Origin of the sequence: Nostoc sp. DedVER02, assembly GCF_034530675.2 — a bacterium.
Taxonomy (GTDB): Bacteria; Cyanobacteriota; Cyanobacteriia; order Cyanobacteriales; family Nostocaceae; genus Nostoc.
Map to the genome: position 1 here is coordinate 40397 of NZ_JAVRCP020000040.1, position 17904 is coordinate 58300.

17 protein-coding genes and 2 pseudogenes are annotated in these 17904 nt (G+C 41.6%); 11 read left to right on the plus strand and 8 right to left on the minus strand.

Annotation, left to right across the window (positions count from 1 at the left end; genetic code table 11):
* Window positions 1-138 precede the first annotated feature (138 nt).
* Window positions 139-2148, minus strand: a complete 2010-nt coding sequence (locus tag RMZ41_RS26805) for a DICT sensory domain-containing protein (protein WP_322644054.1) — start codon at window positions 2146-2148, stop codon at window positions 139-141.
* Between the two features lie 741 nt (window positions 2149-2889).
* On the opposite strand from RMZ41_RS26805, the pseudogene RMZ41_RS26810 reads away from it, so the two are divergent.
* Window positions 2890-3201 (plus strand): annotated as a pseudogene (locus RMZ41_RS26810) (amylo-alpha-1,6-glucosidase); the annotation flags it as partial.
* A gap of 196 nt (window positions 3202-3397) precedes the next feature.
* Here RMZ41_RS26810 and RMZ41_RS26815 read toward each other — a convergent pair.
* Window positions 3398-3727 carry a DUF2973 domain-containing protein gene (locus RMZ41_RS26815; protein ID WP_322644055.1) on the minus strand — a complete coding sequence of 110 codons (330 nt, stop codon included), beginning with the start codon at window positions 3725-3727 and terminating at the stop codon, window positions 3398-3400.
* Window positions 3728-4022: 295 nt separating this feature from the next.
* Complete coding sequence (locus RMZ41_RS26820) at window positions 4023-4343, minus strand: DUF2605 domain-containing protein (protein ID WP_322644056.1); 321 nt, start codon at window positions 4341-4343, stop codon at window positions 4023-4025.
* 601 nt (window positions 4344-4944) lie between these two features.
* On the opposite strand from RMZ41_RS26820, the gene thrS reads away from it, so the two are divergent.
* The 5 genes and pseudogenes from thrS (at window position 4945) to RMZ41_RS26845 (ending at window position 8681) form a co-directional block, all read left to right on the plus strand.
* Complete coding sequence (gene thrS, locus RMZ41_RS26825; protein ID WP_322644077.1) at window positions 4945-6804, plus strand: threonine--tRNA ligase; 1860 nt, start codon at window positions 4945-4947, stop codon at window positions 6802-6804.
* A gap of 70 nt (window positions 6805-6874) precedes the next feature.
* A complete protein-coding gene (locus tag RMZ41_RS26830) occupies window positions 6875-7291 on the plus strand; it encodes a XisH family protein (protein WP_322644057.1) in 417 nt (138 codons plus the stop codon).
* Window positions 7279-7614: a XisI protein gene (locus RMZ41_RS26835; RefSeq protein WP_322644058.1), complete on the plus strand. Its 336-nt coding sequence runs from the start codon at window positions 7279-7281 to the stop codon at window positions 7612-7614. The genes RMZ41_RS26830 and RMZ41_RS26835 overlap by 13 nt, the downstream gene beginning before the upstream one ends.
* A pseudogene (locus RMZ41_RS26840) lies at window positions 7611-7856 on the plus strand (His/Gly/Thr/Pro-type tRNA ligase C-terminal domain-containing protein); the annotation flags it as partial. The gene RMZ41_RS26835 and the pseudogene RMZ41_RS26840, both read left to right, overlap by 4 nt.
* 387 nt (window positions 7857-8243) lie before the next feature.
* A complete protein-coding gene (locus tag RMZ41_RS26845; RefSeq protein WP_322644059.1) occupies window positions 8244-8681 on the plus strand; it encodes a hypothetical protein in 438 nt (145 codons plus the stop codon).
* A gap of 551 nt (window positions 8682-9232) precedes the next feature.
* On the opposite strand, the gene RMZ41_RS26850 is transcribed toward RMZ41_RS26845, so the two are convergent.
* Together RMZ41_RS26850 and RMZ41_RS26855 are read right to left on the minus strand one after the other, a co-directional pair.
* Window positions 9233-9571, minus strand: a complete 339-nt coding sequence (locus RMZ41_RS26850; RefSeq protein ID WP_322644060.1) for a hypothetical protein — start codon at window positions 9569-9571, stop codon at window positions 9233-9235.
* 300 nt (window positions 9572-9871) lie between these two features.
* Window positions 9872-10081 (minus strand): hypothetical protein, encoded by a 210-nt coding sequence (locus RMZ41_RS26855; RefSeq protein ID WP_322644061.1) that lies wholly within the window; start codon window positions 10079-10081, stop codon window positions 9872-9874.
* Here RMZ41_RS26855 and RMZ41_RS26860 point away from each other — a divergent pair.
* Window positions 10059-10922, plus strand: a complete 864-nt coding sequence (locus RMZ41_RS26860) for an Rpn family recombination-promoting nuclease/putative transposase (protein WP_322644062.1) — start codon at window positions 10059-10061, stop codon at window positions 10920-10922. The two genes, RMZ41_RS26855 and RMZ41_RS26860, sit on opposite strands and share 23 nt — an antisense overlap.
* A gap of 33 nt (window positions 10923-10955) precedes the next feature.
* On the opposite strand, the gene RMZ41_RS26865 is transcribed toward RMZ41_RS26860, so the two are convergent.
* Entirely contained in the window at window positions 10956-13481 is a 2526-nt protein-coding gene (locus RMZ41_RS26865; protein ID WP_322644063.1) for a sigma 54-interacting transcriptional regulator, read from the minus strand.
* A gap of 293 nt (window positions 13482-13774) precedes the next feature.
* On the opposite strand from RMZ41_RS26865, the gene RMZ41_RS26870 reads away from it, so the two are divergent.
* Window positions 13775-14413 (plus strand): transaldolase family protein, encoded by a 639-nt coding sequence (locus tag RMZ41_RS26870; RefSeq protein WP_322644064.1) that lies wholly within the window; start codon window positions 13775-13777, stop codon window positions 14411-14413.
* A 354-nt stretch (window positions 14414-14767) separates the two neighbouring features.
* A complete protein-coding gene (locus tag RMZ41_RS26875) occupies window positions 14768-14986 on the plus strand; it encodes a hypothetical protein (RefSeq protein ID WP_322644065.1) in 219 nt (72 codons plus the stop codon).
* A 206-nt stretch (window positions 14987-15192) separates the two neighbouring features.
* Here RMZ41_RS26875 and RMZ41_RS26880 read toward each other — a convergent pair whose 3' ends face one another.
* Together RMZ41_RS26880 and RMZ41_RS26885 are read right to left on the minus strand one after the other, a co-directional pair.
* Window positions 15193-15861, minus strand: a complete 669-nt coding sequence (locus tag RMZ41_RS26880; RefSeq protein ID WP_322644066.1) for a pentapeptide repeat-containing protein — start codon at window positions 15859-15861, stop codon at window positions 15193-15195.
* A 306-nt stretch (window positions 15862-16167) separates the two neighbouring features.
* Window positions 16168-16842, minus strand: a complete 675-nt coding sequence (locus RMZ41_RS26885; protein WP_322644067.1) for a cadmium resistance transporter — start codon at window positions 16840-16842, stop codon at window positions 16168-16170.
* Between the two features lie 77 nt (window positions 16843-16919).
* Here RMZ41_RS26885 and RMZ41_RS26890 point away from each other — a divergent pair, with 77 nt between their 5' ends.
* A complete protein-coding gene (locus RMZ41_RS26890) occupies window positions 16920-17057 on the plus strand; it encodes a hypothetical protein (RefSeq protein ID WP_322644068.1) in 138 nt (45 codons plus the stop codon).
* 202 nt (window positions 17058-17259) lie between these two features.
* Entirely contained in the window at window positions 17260-17643 is a 384-nt protein-coding gene (locus tag RMZ41_RS26895) for a beta-lactamase hydrolase domain-containing protein (protein ID WP_322644079.1), read from the plus strand.
* Window positions 17644-17904: the final 261 nt, after the last annotated feature.

The window sequence follows — 17904 nt, forward strand, 5'->3', positions numbered from 1 at the left end:
ATTCTCTCAACGTTTTTAGGGAATCCTAACACTGCAAGCAGGATCGTGTTGCGATCGCGTTATAGACTGTAACAGTTTTTAGTCATTTGTCATTTGTGAATAACCAATGCCCCATGCCCCATGCCCAATTCCCAATTCTTATTTACTCTTGACTTTTGCCCGCTTTTCCTCGTGGCTACTGTGAACAATGGGGATGGTGAAGTGAAACTGGCTACCCTGGTCTTTGCCAGTTGACTCTGCCCAAATTTCTCCGCCCCAGCCGTTCACAATTTGACGACAAATCGCTAAACCAAGTCCAGTCCCACCAGTGGTGCGGCGTAGCGCTCCTTCTTCTTGATAGAAGCGATCAAATACTATTTCTAAACGATTTGGTTCAATGCCGCGTCCGGTGTCAGCCACAGTTACCTCGACCATTTGACGGCTGTTGTAAATCGCTTTAATGGTGATTTCTCCTTCGGGTGGCGTAAATTTACAAGCATTGTCCATCAGTTTTGCCAGTACTTCTACTAGCCAATCACCATCAGCCCTTACCAAGGGTAGGTTTTCGGCAATTTGAGTTTTGATTTGGGGCGGCTTTTCCGTTGAAGAACGGGTGCGATTACGGCTGAGTGCTAAATCCACACACTCTTGTAAAGTCAGGGATTCTGGATGCCATTGCACTCGACCGCTTTCTAAGTTGGAAAGCGTGAGGAAATCTTGTACCAATTTTCGCATCCGTTCTGAGTCGGAAAGAGCAGTATTGAGCATAATTTGCTGCAATTCCAAAGGCATATCCGGCTCGCTAGCGAGACTTTCTAGGCACACTTGAATGGTGGATAGGGGAGTCCGCAGTTCATGTCCAGTGATGGCTATAAGGTTGCTGCGGGTGCGATCTAGGGCTTCTAGCTGCTGGTTAAGTTCTTCTAGGTTGGCGTAGGCTTCCGCTTGAATCAAAGCTGCTCCCACTTGGGTGGCGATCGCTTCTACTAAATCCAACTCCCCAGGTTGGCACTCGTGCGGCGGCATTCCACAGTAATGCAATTCTACAATGCCCAATAATCGCCCCTGATAAAATACTGGTTCCATCAGCCAAGAACGAATGGCAAACTTTTTGGCAATCAAGGAAAGCCCTGGCGATTTGTTTACACGTGGGTCATTCAGCGTATCGCTAATACAAACACCTTCGCCTTGTTGCACGATGTCCTGAAAGAGGGAATTTTTTTGTAACTCCCAAGTTTGCCCACGAACCGATAAAATACCGGGATTCAAAAACTCGTGTTCAATGATGGCTTGGCTATCTGTGGCTTGAGCGCGGTAAATTAGACAGCGACAAGCTTCTAGGTGTTGTCCTAATTCTTGTGCTGCCACCTGGAGAACTTCGTGAGGATCGAGCGATCGCCGAATAGCAGTACTAATTGAGTTGACTAATCGTTCTTTTCGTGCTTTAGCAGCAATGGAACGGTAAGCTTTGTGTAATTTGTACTGACTAGCTTGCAAGTAAGTGACTAAGCGCTGCACAAAGGGATCTGTATCAATATCACAAGCATATTCGTTAAGCTGTTCCGCTCCAGAATGACTTCGCGGCTCTCCGATGCCAAACCTTTGACGTGCCTCCTCAATTTTACTTACCAGTTCTGGTCTGTAAACCAAAATCCTGTCTAATAGCAATTCGGCAGCTTTCAGGCTAACTCCCCTTTCCGATGTCCAAACTCCCTCAAATCTTCGCGCTGTGTCTATATCCAGATTAGGGCTTAGTTCTGGTAGTTGCTTGTTTTTAGCAATAGAACCAAGGCTTTCCCGGCAAACTAGACAAGTGGCATAATTATCAGCAATCACTACCAAATGCCACTCATGACTCAAGGCATCCGTTGGCTCAAAAGCGACCTTTTCGTAATGTTCCGAACTGTTAACAAAATCCGTTTCTGGGGCAGATAATACGTATATTTGATTACTTCGCAAGGCAAGTCGCAGGTAGCGATGAGCTTCTTGGCGGTAGAATCGCTCTCGCTGAAAACTAGCAATTACAAGGGGTTGTGCTAAAGTCGCAGCCAAAACTTGATCTTCCATAGCATGGGAGAGTGCCGTTAGTGAAGCTTTAAAATATAGCTGGGGCCGCAAGTATGGTAGGGACTTTAGCAAATCACTCAGCACAGAAGTCGAAATGCTCATGAATTATTGTTAAACGCTCAACCTCGACAAGATCCACGTCACAGCTGCATTGTACAAATTTCAAGGCACTCTCAAGTTAAATAGAGAGTTGCAATATGTAAAGAACGCTGAAATGCACTTTTCACCCAAGCAGGCGCAACATTTCGTTACCAAATTGATTTGTTGATTGACAAGCTACTACGCCCAATATACATTCTTGATTAACTTTGAAATATGCTTGCATAGCTAAAATCTTTCATTACTAAGTACCAAATAACTAATTTTCGTATTGTTTTAACTGCTAAATTCACTTATGTCTACTGAGCATTGATTGATAGTCCACACGTTGGCATAGCCCGTCGTCATATTTACACTCACTAAATAGAATTTTCTCACCCAAAATCCATTACTGCTACACACCAATAATTTAATCAGTAATGATTGATTAAAATTAATCAATCAATTGAATATCATAAATTTGTCTAATCCCACGCCAAAGATATTTTAAACAAAATCGTATAATAGTTTAGTGAATAAATGCTAGCTTAACCAATAAAAGTGGGAGTTTTCGCATTTTTGCTGAGTATAGTATATATTTATATTTTGTTTGGATACTGAGAAAGTTCAACAACTAATTCAGCTGGGTTACCTTGGTTTTCTCCTCTATTTGAGCGGGATTAGCTGATTACGGCTTCCCAAACTTGATGTTAAACTCGCAAATCTCCAAATAAACCCTGGTATTGCTAGCGACATGTCAAACTACTCTTCTGCGGCTACAAACGAAATGGCGATAATGCCCCTGTACAGTATCCTGTTGCTTGCACTCCCCAAGCTTGGGCTACTGGTAGTGTCTTTTAACTACTGCAAATGATGGTTAACTTGGTGCCTGATGCTCAAAATAACTGCTTGCGAATAATTGACTCTGCTTTGCCAGAATCGATTATTCGTCTATCATTTCATAATTTGCGAGTCGGCCCCACCATCCTTGATTTAGAATTTGAGCCTTCTGAGACTACCACTGCTTGCCGTGTTGCGAAAAAACGGGGCAATTTGCGGGTAGTTATTGCAGCATAGAAAGATTGGGGAGGGGGAACGATCTACTCCCTATTTTATGATTGATGCGATCGCTCGACGGCATAATGTCAAAATTGAGCCGTTGCTTCAAATTCAAGGATGGTAATAAATTTATGCTAAAAAAATTGAGGATGTAAAAACAACAATTATTCACATCCAAAAAGACGCGATTAATCGCGTCTCTACTTTATATTTATTATGCTTCTTCAGAATTTTCACTCTTACGTCCTGGAGACGCTTCGTAAAGTGCATCAAGATGTTGACGAGCATCTTCAACGTTAATAGAACGCATTACCAAAAGTGGCTCTTTAATCAAATTGCCTGCGTTATCTAATAACTCTGGATGGGGTACAAATTGTTTTTTTGATGAATAATAACCGTTGTTGCCTTGATTATTTATTGGTGAGGAATTCGTTGGATAAGTTCGCTCCCGATCAAAACTGAACATGATCAGGTTACGAATTAGGTTGCCAACAGCCATAAATGCAAGGATTGTAAAAGCAATAATGTAAAGTAGGTGTAACATTTGATTTTCCTCCAGAACAGCAATTTTTAAAACTTTATTTTGTAACGCTTTGTTTCACCGATACTGTAAGTCACAGTTAGGACGAGTATCTGACGCACTTTTGCGCGCTTACATTTATATGAAGCTATTTGTCAACCGTTATTTCACTTACGGTAGCATAGGATACATTATTTTGTTAATCCAGATAATGTTAAGACATTATTAAGCTTTTTGTACTATCTCTTTAATGACTGATTTAATATCGTGTTGTTAGACATTGCTAAATAGTCTACGGAAATTTAATAGATACTCCCGTCTAATTAGACTCACGCCCTTGACGAAAGCGCATTGCAACATTCCAGCATTCTGTTACTAATTGATGCCAAGGCATTAATGTTGCCATATCAATCCCGACTTTTTTATCGGTAGCAGCAAATAGCATTTTTGCCGTACTTAGTTCTTCTTGCGCTTGTTTAACACGTAAGAGCAAATCAGATTGTTCTTGGTCACTCATAAATGATAGCTGCTCAGTTTCGAGTAAATGGCGCGATCGCGTAAACCAATGCTGAAAATCTTCTAGCAGGGGTTCTAAAACCGTTTTCAGCAACTCAGTCCCTGGTAAATTTGAGTCTGACATAAATGATAGGGATATTTCCAACTTTCTTACTAATATTAACGTTATTTACGTTTCTTAACATTATTTTTATTTATTACAATCTTATTTTTTCAAAAAACATAAATATTTGTAACAAATAACACAGAATTTATTATAAAGTCTTGCTACAGGGTTTGTACAGTTCCTTTGGAGAGGCATCTATATATATCGGATGGGAGGTAGCGGGAATTGGGAATTGGGAATTGGGCATTGGGAATTAGTTCTTTCTCCCCCTGCTTCCCTATGCCCCTTGTGGGTGGAGTTTTTCATAAGATAATTTAGCGATGTCTACGACGGGCTACGCCTACGCCTGGAATGATGAATTTCCTACTCAGCTAACTTAGGACTTACGCACAACTATACAGCGTAGGGGCAATTCATGAATTGCTCCTACCAGAGAATAAGGGTTTTGGTTATTTTTTGTGTAAGTCACATAACTGATTAAATTTATTTTGGTGAGAAATTAATTCGGTAGTTGAAGATAAAGCTAAACTGGCAAAAACCAAAGTCGTTATAGTTGAGTAAGCCTACAGATTTAGATAAATCACCTTTTGTAATCACCTCGCCAACGGTTCAGCAGCCAATGTCGCCAAATTCATCAAATCAATCACAACAGTCAGAACAAGTTGAAAAAATGTATTTACCGCGTACCAGCGAATCGGAGAACTTAAAAAAGATTCGCCACACTGCTTCCCATGTAATGGCAATGGCGGTACAAAAGCTGTTTCCCAAGGCGCAAGTTACAATCGGCCCTTGGATAGAAAACGGTTTTTATTATGACTTCGACAGTCCAGAACCATTTAGCGAAAACGATCTCAAAGCCATTAAGAAAGAGATGGCGAAAATTATCAATCGTAAATTGCCAGTAATTCGGGAAGAAGTCAGCCGCGAAGAAGCCGCACGCCGGATTCAGGAAATTAAGGAACCTTACAAGCTAGAAATTCTGGGAGATATCAAAAACGAACCAATCACCATTTACCACCTGGGGAATGAATGGTGGGATTTGTGTGCGGGGCCTCATCTGGAAAATATCAGTGAACTAAACCCGAAAGCAATTGAATTAGAAAGTGTTGCGGGCGCTTATTGGCGTGGAGATGAAACTAAAGCCCAATTACAACGCATTTACGCCACCGCTTGGGAAAGTCCAGAACAACTTGCTGAATACAAGCGACGCAAAGAAGAAGCGCTACGGCGAGATCACCGGAAACTGGGTAAGGAACTGGGATTATTTGTATTCTCTGATTTAGTGGGGCCGGGTTTGCCTTTGTGGACACCCAAAGGCACTCTGTTACGGAGTACTTTAGAAGATTTCCTCAAGCAAGAACAGGTAAAACGGGGTTATTTATCTGTAGTAACACCTCATATTGCCAGAGTAGATTTATTTAAAACCTCTGGACATTGGCAAAAATATAAAGAAGACATGTTCCCCTTAATGGCAGACGATCAAGAAGCTGCTGCACAGGAACAAGGCTTCGTCATGAAGCCGATGAACTGCCCCTTCCACATCCAAATATATAAGAGTGAGTTACGCTCTTATCGGGAACTACCGATGCGACTGGCGGAATTTGGTACTGTTTACCGCTACGAACAATCAGGAGAATTAGGCGGTTTAACACGGGTGCGTGGTTTTACTGTGGATGATTCTCACCTGTTCGTTACCCCTGAACAGCTAGATAGCGAATTCCTCAGTGTAGTGGATTTGATTTTGTCAGTGTTCAATAAGCTGCAACTGAAGAACTTTAAAGCTAGACTCAGTTTCCGCGATCCTGCTAGTGATAAATACATTGGTTCCGATGAAGTTTGGGACAAAGCCGAAGGTGCGATTCGCCGTGCAGTTGAAACCTTGGGCATGGAACACTTTGAAGGGATTGGAGAAGCGGCTTTTTATGGCCCCAAACTTGACTTTATCTTTAGTGATGCCCTAGATCGGGAGTGGCAATTAGGAACTGTACAGGTAGATTACAATTTGCCTGAACGCTTTGAGTTGGAATACGTTGCCGAAGATGGGGTTCGCAAACGCCCAGTAATGATTCACCGTGCGCCTTTTGGTTCGCTAGAACGGCTAATTGGGATCTTAATTGAAGAATACGCGGGCGATTTCCCTTTGTGGTTAGCGCCAGTGCAAGCTAGATTACTCCCGGTGGGTGATACACAATTAGACTTTGCGAAAGATGTGGTGGCGAAGATGAGGGCATTGGGCATCCGTGCAGAAGTTGATACCAGTGGCGATCGCTTGGGTAAACAGATTCGCAATGCAGAGAAAGAAAAAATACCCGTGATGGCTGTGGTGGGAGCTAAGGAAGTGGAAACTAACACCTTGAGTATCCGTACCCGCGCCTCTGGAGACTTAGGTAGTATTTCTGTTCATCAAGTTGTGGATAAATTACAAGAAGCGATCGCTAACTTCGATAACCTTCAGATCGATGTCACAAGTGCAGATTAACTTAAAATAGCAAACAGTAGGCTGGGTAATGTCCAGCCTAAAAAATTGATTAATTGAAAAATCAGAATTAATGCCAGCCAAAGACATTTATCATGATTGTGTGAAAAATGCACTTATCAAAGATGGGTGGAAGATTACGGATGACCCCCTTAGCCTCAAAATTGGTAAGAAGGATATATTTATTGATTTAGCAGCCGAGAAACTGTTAGCCGCAGAAAAGCAGGGAAAGAAAATTGCTATAGAAGTAAAAGGTTTTATCGGCATATCGGAAGTAAAAGACCTCAAAAATGCTCTTGGTCAGTACATATTGTATGAAAAAATTCTCCTACGAATTAAATCAAAAATAATTCTTTATTTAGCAATTCGTGACACAGTGTTTATCAGAATTTTTACAGAAGAAATTGGCAAAATTTTATTAGAAGACCATACTCTAAAATTGATTGTATCCGATTCCCAAGAAGAGGTAATTACGAAATGGATAAACTAGAACATTACCGAAGTATAATACGTAATAGTTTGGCAGAATATCTCAATATTTCCTATGCAAATGCTAATATACGTAATCGAGCGGCATTTGACTCACAAAACGATCAATATCTAATTATTTCCGAGGGCTGGGATAATAAACAACATCTGCATAGCTGTTTAATTCATGTCGAAATAATTCACAGTAAAGTTTGGATTCAGTCCGATAATACTGAAAATGGTATTGCGAATGAACTCGTTCAAGCAGGTATACCTAAAGAAGATATTGTTTTAGGATTTCACGAACCTAACGTTAGAAAATATACGGGATTTGCTGTCGCTTAGAAATTCAAATTAAGTTTTCAATGACGTGCGATCGCTTGGGTAAACAGATTCGCAATGCAGAGAAAGAAAAAATACCCGTGATGGCTGTGGTGGGAGCTAAGGAAGTGGAAACTAATACCTTGAGTATCCGTACCCGCGCCTCTGGGGAATTGGGAGTTATTGCTGTCGATGAGGTAGTGAATAAGATAAAGGATGCGATGCCTACGGCGGGCTACACCAACGCTAAGTTCGAGAATTTCTAAAATCTAACCTGGAGAATTTCTAAAATCTAACCGCAAGCGCACACTAATCATATATTGGTGTGCGTTTTGTTTAGCTGGTAGGTTCTGGGAAGGTGCGAGCATAACGTATTTAATTATCAAACACTCGTTAACGGAGTTCAAACACTCGTTAACGGAGATCAAAGGTGGATTCATCCGGTTCAAATACTCATTTTAATTTTAACTTTTCATGAGATTTGGAAGGTCAAAAAGTATCACAGACAACAAAAGTTTTCTCAACCACCGCACTCAAGAAAACTTTTCGATTTATTCAAGACTGATAGGATTGATTTAAAGACTTGTGGAATCTGCTCTTCCTAAACAGACTAGACTTGCATAAATTAATGTCAATAATTTTTGACTAACATTATGAACCGCTTTACCTCTATTTTGCTGGCTGGCTTGATAGCATCTGCATCAGCTTTGGCTATTTCTCCAAAAGCTGAGGCTAATACACCAGCGTCTTATGTTGCTGAGTTTGATAGCTACGGCTACGATCGCAACGATGATGGTAACTACGAACGTCATAGTCGTCACTACAGAAATGGTGATTATGACCGCCAGAACGACCTTCGCAACATTCGTGACAACGATCGCCGTTATGACCGCGATAATCATCGCCGTTATGACCGCGATAATTATCGTCGCTACGATCGCGATAATCATCGTCGCTACGACCGCGATAATCATCGTCGCTACGACCGCGATAATAACCGTCGCTACGACCGCGATAACGATCGCCGCTATGACCGCGATCGCGGCTGGGAACGTGGAATCCCTGTACCTGTTCCTGTGCCTACGTTTTAAGCTTAGTTTTAAGTGAACTGAGCATTGATTCTACTTGCCGATAAGACAGACACAATCTCTTTATTCCACTCATTCCAATATCTGACTTTTCACTCTTATCTAGAAAACCTCGCTTCTATTCCCTAGTTAATGAAGCTTGGTCAGGGATTAGATTTAGCGTTAGCTTTTCTACATGATGTGAAAGGTCAGATTTTTATTAAATCAAGAACAGGACTTATACCAATTCGTAATTCGTAGTAGAGCCTCCGGCACGCTACGCGAACGTAATTCGTAATTAAGAAAGTCCTACCTAGTCAGGGTTTCAGGGTTTGCATCTGTTTTATTATTTTCGTGAAATGGTATTACGCAGATAATAGCCAAAACTTGAAAAAACCACTACCAACCTCAATACTTCTCGGGTTTTGGGGAAAAAGAGAAAGGTAAAAGGGAAAGAAAAACCTTTAACCCTTACCCTTTACCCTTTCCCCCAAACCCGAGAAGTATTGCTACCGACCTTTGAGCTTAACGATTACTGATTGCAGCGAGTTGAGCCGATCAACTCGCCACCCACATTAGAGTTCAATTAACTTGAAGCCCCAAGGTTTGAGAGCCGCTTCAGCTAGTTCTGTACTTACGCCTTCATAAGCCTCCCATTCCAAGGGATGCTCTTTAGGATGTCCGTCACCGACATTACCAGCAACTTTAATGATCGGACAGTTGGCAATGCGATCGCGCTCTAGTCCTTTTGGAACTACTAGTTGGACTTTGTGACCAATAAACTTTGCTGTACTTTCTTCAGCGACAGATTCACGGATTAAACAAATATCTCCAGCTGTCCCCCAAGTAGTTTTATAGATGTGGAGGAATGATATATAAGGTGCTGGTTTGATCGCTCTTTTTATAACATGCATTATCTGTAATCCTTATACTATGAGTCAAAAATCATAAATCATACAAGTATTTTCTATCACGTTCGTGGGGAAGAATGTTTTTAATTAACATTTTGCACCTAGCTCAAGTGATTATAAATCGCTTGGGTAAATATAGCGGGTTTCAGTTCAATACTTGTCGGGTTTTGGGGAAAAGGGTAAGGGGAAAAGGGAAAGAAAAAACCTTTAACCCTTCCCCTTTAACCTTTTCCCCAAACCAAATTTTGAGTTCAAAATCCAAAACCCGAGTAGTATTGGGTTTCAGTTGAGTTTAATAAAGACCTAACCCCCAACCCCTTCCCTACCTTTCCTCGTAGGAGAGGGAAACAGAATAACTTTTGTTGCTGGAAGGGGAGAAGATTCAAAGCCTTTCTCTTTATTAGGAGAGAAATCGCAGTTCATTGCATCCAAACGGGCGATCGCTACACGAGATAATAGCAATGTTTTGTTCAATGGTTGGCGATCGTCAATGTCCTTCGATAATCTCTGCAAACTACTTTCTGAAAAACATCCCGAACGTTTTGCTAGTTGGGTTTTGGGTACAGAGCAAAGAAGCGTCAAAGTTCTCAAAACCGAATTGAGTATTGAACCGATTCGCGCTGATTACGTTACCTTCTTACAGCTAGAAGGACGCATTCTCCATCTAGAATTTCAAACCAAACTAGAATCTACACCGCCACTACCCTTGCGGATGCTAGATTATTGGGTACGCTTGTATCGTTTATATCGTCTACCAGTAACGCAAGTTGTCGTATTATTACTTCCTCCTGCACCAGGAACCGTAATTGAAACTGTCTTTTCAGTCGAAACTACTCGTCATGAATATCGCGTAATTCAAATGTGGTCAGAAAATCCTGAATCATTCCTCAACGATCCAGCTTTATTACCCTTAGCACCACTGGCAGCAACGACGCAACCTCAAAACTTATTACAACGAGTTGTGGAAAAAGTTAATCAACTTGAGCCAAGACAAAGACCAGAAATTTCCGCCTACACCCAAATCTTAGCGGGGTTAAAATACAATCAGGATTTGATTCGACAATTATTTCGGGAGGGTATGATGCGCGAGTCAGTAATTTATCAAGAAATTCTTGCTGAAGGCGAACAACGTGGGGAACAACGAGGAGAGCAACGCGGACGAGAAGAAGGACGAAAAGCAGAAGGGCAATTGCTCATTCTCCGTCTACTTACTCGACGGGTGGGAGAATTACCCCAAGAGGTGCGATCGCGGATTGAAAATCTCTCCTTAGAACAGTTAGAAAATCTTGGCGAAGCATTGTTGGATTTTCAGGCGATCGCGGATTTAGAATCCTGGTTTAGTACCTTAGAGTAGCAATGCCCTTCTGTTAAAAAGGAAATCTTTTTACTACAACACGATAATTGCCCACATACTAACTCCCAAAGCGATCGCAGCTAGGTATTGCCCAAAGAGCGAGCTTACTGGTTGCTTGGCAATCTTTTGCGTTAATAACATAGTCATCAACACTGAGAAAATTATCGTTGCACCTTGCAAAAAGGCAATCACAGCCGGGTGAGCAACCAATATTGGCAATTGTTCTCCACTCAAACCAAGAGTAGCAAAAGTTACGGGTAAAATCCGCCCACCTTCACCTAAGCCCAAACGCAGATAATGAGCTAAGTTTCCCCCCAACACTAATGGTAAATAGCCATAAGCAAGTTCTACGAATGATTTTGGTTTTCGGTTAAAGTTCAACAGTTTCAGCAAACCATAAGCCCCAAAGGTAAAGATCGTTGGGATAATTAACACTAGCAGCGATAATCCCAAGTGCTGCCAAAACTGAGTTAAATCCAGTTGTAATCCCAACCAAGATTGTAATTCTGGCAAACGATGCAGATATATCCCACCCAATAGCAAAAACAATAATGCTACTTCATAAGTGCGGGGTACATGAGTTGTCCACAGTTCAATTGCAGGGGGACGCAAGTTGAATTCAACGGAACGATGGGGACAGGCTTTAAGACAAGTCATACACAGTACGCAATCTCTGTTATCTTCTAACTGCGCTGGGTGCGAGTATAAAGGACATCCATTGGTTTCCATGCCTTCGCCCTTTTGCGGCCCGCCTTTATAACACTGATAGGTGGTGCAACTCGCAGAACATATCCCTTGCTGGGCGCGGAGTTCTGTCATTGAAAGTTTGGCAAATAAACCATTCATTCCACCAATAGGGCACAGATATCGACACCAAAACCGCCGCTCAAAAAGCGCGGAGAAAATCATCGCCCCAGCGGTAATTAACAACAGTAAACAAGCGCTGAGGTAAGCGGTATTTTCTAAATGCCAGAGTTCTTCCCATAAGAAAATTAGGGTGAACAAACCAAACATGAACCATCCGCCCCATTTCTCAGCTTCCTCTCGCGGCCAGCGCTTGAGTTTTCGCGGCCACAGCCACAGAGATAACTTTTGGGTAATTTCCCCATAAATCATAAAGGGACAAACAGAACACCAGATGCGTCCCAAAAAGGGAAAGAGAAATAAGAAGAACGGCCACCACCAAGCCCAAAATAGATTTAAGACGAAATTGCGATCGCGGGTTTGTGGCCCAATAAATAATACTGCAACAATAATTGCAAATGCAGTTGCAGTAAAACCATAATTAATGCGATCGGGCCACCAAGGACTCCGTAAAAATCGCCGCAAACGAGGATAGGCATTTAACAGATTCACCCGAAATCTTTTTTTCTTCGCTTCAGCTGGCCAGAATATTTCTTCTGTTAATTCATTAGCACCCTCGGCTTGGACGATCGCTCTTTCAACCAGATTTTTTAATTCCTTAAGATTGCCAGGAAAATCATAAGACTGGAGGCGACGTAAAGCTTCTGGGGTGATGTGGGGTTTCGGAACGCCTCTAGCCCGAATGTAGAGACTAGTATAATATTCAACTTGTGCTTGAACATCAGCTTTCCGCACCCGTAGCGGTGGTACTTTAATAATGTGACCAACAGAACGTTCAATGGTCGGCAAAGTTTTTTCAGAAACAATCAAAATTCTGGCTTTACTGGGGCGAGGTTCAGATGCTACTTCTGACGAACGAGCCACGGGGCTATATGTGCCAGTTTTAAGCAACTGCGTCACCGGAGGTAATAATTCTTCAGGTAATTCTTGGATATTGTTGAGAACTAAAGTACCTTCTCCCAACCATTCCAACAGTCCTGGTTTACCGCCAGCGCGACCAAATAAATCTGCACCACTCGTTTGCAGAATACCGCAATTGACTTTAATTATCGGTTCTCGCCGTTTTGGAGAACCAAAGTGGATAAGGGCCGCTATGTTGTCCTTTTCTAACCCTGGTTCTCCAAAGATATCAACTGATTTGCGGTCAGCCGCCGCTTCTCGAATTTGTTCGCGCAGGCGCACAGCATAGCGACTTGTACCGACAATTCCCCGTTGCGCTTTAGTAACTAAATATGGTCGCAAAGCTATGGAACGTTCTTGTTCATAGCCAAGTGCAGATGTCACCTGAGCTAATTCTTGAGCCAATTGGCGGGAAAAAGCCTGAGCAATTTCAGAGTATTGGGTGACTAAGAGACGAAATTTAGCAGCAGGTACAACCCAGAAGTGACATTCGGTTACTGTAGTAATTGTGAATGGAGTTAATTCATCCAACAGCAATTCTTTGAGTTCAATTACAGATCCAGGGAGGAATCCACAAGCTAAGGCTGGGTTAGTTTCATTGGTGGTATTGCTTTCAAGTTGACCTTCTACAAGAATATAAAGGGCTTCTGGAGGAGTACCCTCATTAACTAAGTCAGTTTCAGCTGGCACAACTTGTTCTTCAATTATTTGTGCGATCGCATTTAAGACTTCGTGTGAAAGAATTCCTAAACTAGTGCGTTCTTGTAGCCATGTAACCGTTTCTGGAGATGTCACGTCGCTTTGCTCCGAATTCAAAATTCAAAATTCAAAATTAATAATCCCGATAAATAAATTCAGGGGTTTGTATCATGAGTCTTTGTTGGTCATGTTAAATTCTCCGTGTAGGCTGTTTTTATAACTGTTTTAAATTCGGTGGAATACAGTACAAGCACACAAATATGCTAGCCCACCGTGTATTACATCCAAACAATAACCGCTATCAAAGAAATTATCCTCTGAAAAGAATGCCAAAATATTTGTGTGTGGCTGTTATGGATTAATATCTGAGAATTCATCGGAAACGAATTATGGCACTTTATCTAGACTCAGCGATCGCATCTGAGGCTGAAGTTGTTAAGCTTTGGGGATGGGTGAAAGGCATTACAACTAATCCCACCCTGTTGGCTCAAAGCGATACGCCACCAGAAATCACGCTCAAAAATTTGGTTGCCTTGACTTCTGGCCCCTTATACTATCAACTTGTAGCATCTGATAAAGCTGGGATGCTAGCTGAAGGTAGAAAAGCTTTCGAGATTATTGGTTCGCAAACAATTTTAAAGATTCCGGCAACACCGTTAGGTTTTGAAGTGGTGGCGAGTCTATCACCAGAAATTACCTGTTCGGTGACAGCAATTTACAGTGCAGCACAAGCAGCAGTTGCACGGGAGGCGGGAGCGAAAATTGCCATAGCTTATGTAAATCGGGCGACGCGGTTATTAGGTGATGGTATTGCCTTAGTGCGGGATATGGCTAGTGTCCTCAAAGGTAGTGATACAGAAATTTTGGCAGCTAGCATCAAATCTCCTGAAGAAGCAGCCGCTTCATTGCAAGCTGGGGCAGATCATTTGACTTTACCATTGGCAATGTTGCAGGCGATCGCAACTCATGAATTCTCACAGAAAACTGTTGAAGAATTTGCTAAAGGAGGCATAGGGTTAACGATTTAAGTTTTTGTACTAACGACAGAAGTTAGTGTAGTGGCGACAGCTTGTTGTGTGATAACGACATAAGTTGGTGTAGTGACAACAGCTTATTGTGTGATAACGACATAAGTTAGTGTAGTGACGACAACTTATTGTGTGATAACGACAAAAATTAGTGTAGTGACGACAACTTGTATATTAGCAACCAGCTAAATCTATGAATTCAATTCTACTTACTTAAATTACTTATGAGTTTGTCAGATATCCCTAATCTCTGGGTTCCCTTGGTACTTTTAAGTTTAATTATTGTCGCTGCTGTATTTTTTAGTCGCAGCAGTTGATATTTAAGCATTACAGTGAGGGTGGAGGTTCAGTTGTATGTTCGCTGTTGTCACACCCGATACAATCTATTTACCCCCTTACTGGCATGGCAAACTGTATACTAGTATTTTCAACGTTGGCAGCGCAGGGACGTATGGCAAAAAATCCATTCGGTTCTGCGATGTCTACGACGGGCTACGCCTACGCAGCTACGAAAAATCGAGGGAAAAGATGCGGAGCCATCCGCAGGAATTATCGACTCTCAAGCTTCTATGACGCATCTAATGTTACGTCGATTAGCCCGTAATCATAGGCACTCAAATGCTTAAGAATTATTTTGTAAACACCCTATAAGAGTTGAAAACTATTCCCAGTCCCCAGTCCCCAATCTCTAGTCCCTTTTACAAATAAAAGCCTGTATTCATTACTGAATAAGGCTTGTGAAGTTTATTATTAAATTTGTACAGATAAGTTCAGTTTAATTACTGAACAGTGAATCCTTCCGGTCTGATAGCATCTTCCAAATCAACCCCCATCAGGTTAATCCCCTGGATGTTTGCATTTGTGAGATTTGTTTTTTCCAAGTCTGCGCCCTGGAGGTTAGCCATTTGCAGGTTTGCTCCCAGCAGGTTGGCTTTCTCTAGGTCAGCATCAAATAGGTTTGCTCCTAACAGGTTTGCTCCTAAAAGGTTTACCTTACCTAAATCTGCTCCTTGAAAGTTTGCCCCTTGTAAGTTTGTCTGCTGCAAGTTAGCTCTTTCTAAGTCTGCATTTTGTAAGTTGGCATTCTCTAAGTTTGCCGCTTGCAGGTTTGCATCCTTGAGCATTGCTCCAGTTAGGTTACATCCCACACATTCATTGGTTTGTAATAAATGTCTAACATTTGCTGCTACAGACACTACTGGGGGTACAACTGGAGGTATTACCGGGGAAGTTACAGTCTCCATTGGTGATGCAACTGGAGGTATGACTGGGGAAGTTACAGGCTCTGGTGATGCAACCGGAGCTAGTTCAGATTCAGTAGATATAGATGGTGTTAGTGTTAAAGCTCTAACGCTGGGCTGGTCAAGGAGGGAAAATCCTGCTACAAGTACCAGAAATACTGCTGTTACGATCCACCGAGTTAGTTTTTTGGAAATTGATTGATTCATAAGTTCCTTGCTGTGATTATTCGTAGTAGTGGGTTTGCTTGTATAAGAGCCATCAGTAATCTGCTTTATTCTCACTTTAGATAAGTTGATTGATAAGAGCAAATATTATTTTGATTCAAATTGATAAATTCAAATGATTAAAAAATCTTTATGGGTGGGAAGCGATCGCGTGATTTTTTCGTTATTCGTAGACATCGCATCCCCAAGTAACAAGTTTTCAGATTGGCTGCGACACTGATAGCAAGTATTCTGTACCTCTACGGGGAAGAAAGCTATGCGTAGCATCTCGTAGATATAGCTTCATGCCTAATTAGAAAGCATTGCCAGACTAGGTAAAAGTCGATATGATTCACTTTTAATTAAGATAGAAAGTCCCAAGTAAATTAAGACAAAGGGGAAGACTTTTCGACCGTAGCGAGTTAAAACAGGAGCCATCAGAGGATTACGAGTCAGATTGTAAGAGAGGAAGCACCACACCCCAATACTGAAATAGCAAACACACAGAATTACACCCAAGCTTGGAAGATTGCTACTAGCAAACAACGGTACATAGATTCCAATGTTGTTTCCTCCATTGGCAACGGTGACAGCAGAAACGCGGTAGGTTTGAGGATCGCGGATGGTTGCTAATAGTGATTTTTTCTGGCGTTCGGATTTGACAGGAGAGGTTAAGTCAACTGACACAGCTTGCACTGTCTCTCCTTCCTCTTCTCGGCTGATGAGATTACTGATACCAATGGCGATAGGAAGTAGACCTAGTAATCCAATCCAGGTGCTAGGAATCAGAAGACCGCCGAAGAAACCAGGAAGACTAGCACATACTAAGGTAGTAAATCCAAGAAACTCACCGATAATAATATGCTTAGGACGAAAGCTGCGATTGACTTTTCCAAAAAAAGCAGTCAAGTATAAATTGTCATCGAAGGTGGTTGCAAAAGCGACAGAGATTCCAATAAGTAATGTACTAATTAACCAACTCATAATTGTTGCTCACGATAATTCAATGCTGTTTGTCCTAGTTCTTCTCTGCACAATGTAAAAACAGAGAAAGAGATTTTGTGACTGTTTTAGCTAACGACAACCGATCGAGGTTCGCTAGTCATCAGCCAGTTCTCCAGTTTTTAGAGGCGATGCCTACGGCAGTAAACTACGCCTCTAATCAAATTGGTGATTTGATGTCTCAGCAAGGTATCTAGGGAACTCATGAAGTCAATATTATGGCTTACAACTAAATAAGAGCAAATACTCTTGTTTTTCAAAACGATAAATAAAAGTGATTAATAACTTTACATCTGTTTTGGGCTTTCTATCTAATGCCCAATCCCTCACAAGTTCCTCAAATTGTTTTCTTAAATTTAGAATGGGGGCAACATTGGTAAAATGAGGTTGATCCAGCTGATGAATATTGTTAGAAAAATTAATGATGACTTGGCGATCGCTGGACAAATTACACTAGACCAGCTACAACAAATAGCTCATGAGGGTTATAAGTCTGTACTGAACCTACGTTTGCCCAATGAAATAGGGTTGCTCCCTAGCGAACAGGAGAAGACTGAGTTTTTGGGATTGTACTACCTTAACTTTCCAATTAAAACTCAAGACATTAATCATCAAGATACGCTCCAGATATATCAGACCATCGCTCAATTACCCAAACCGACCTTGATACATTGTGATAATTCGATTCGTTCTGCCGCAATAGTATTGTTGTATATCGCCATCAAGCAAGGTATAACTTTTGAAAAAGCTCTGCAAAAAGTTATTAATTTAGGCTTGATATAAGGGGTTTCCGAAAATTAAAATTCCCACGTGGAATTGATCCAAAAAATGACATCTAAGGATTTGTTGTCAGGTGCGATCGCCCTTTTGCATGAACTGCGACAAGCTGGGATTAAAAACCTGATAAAGCGATTTGGGAAATGTCTTGATTTTGACTCCTGAATTCTTATCTCAGGACTTACGCAATAACCCTCTAAAACTCTTATTCCTTTGTGTCCTACCCTTCGGGAAGCCACTTCGTGTCTATGCGTCCTTTGCGGTTCG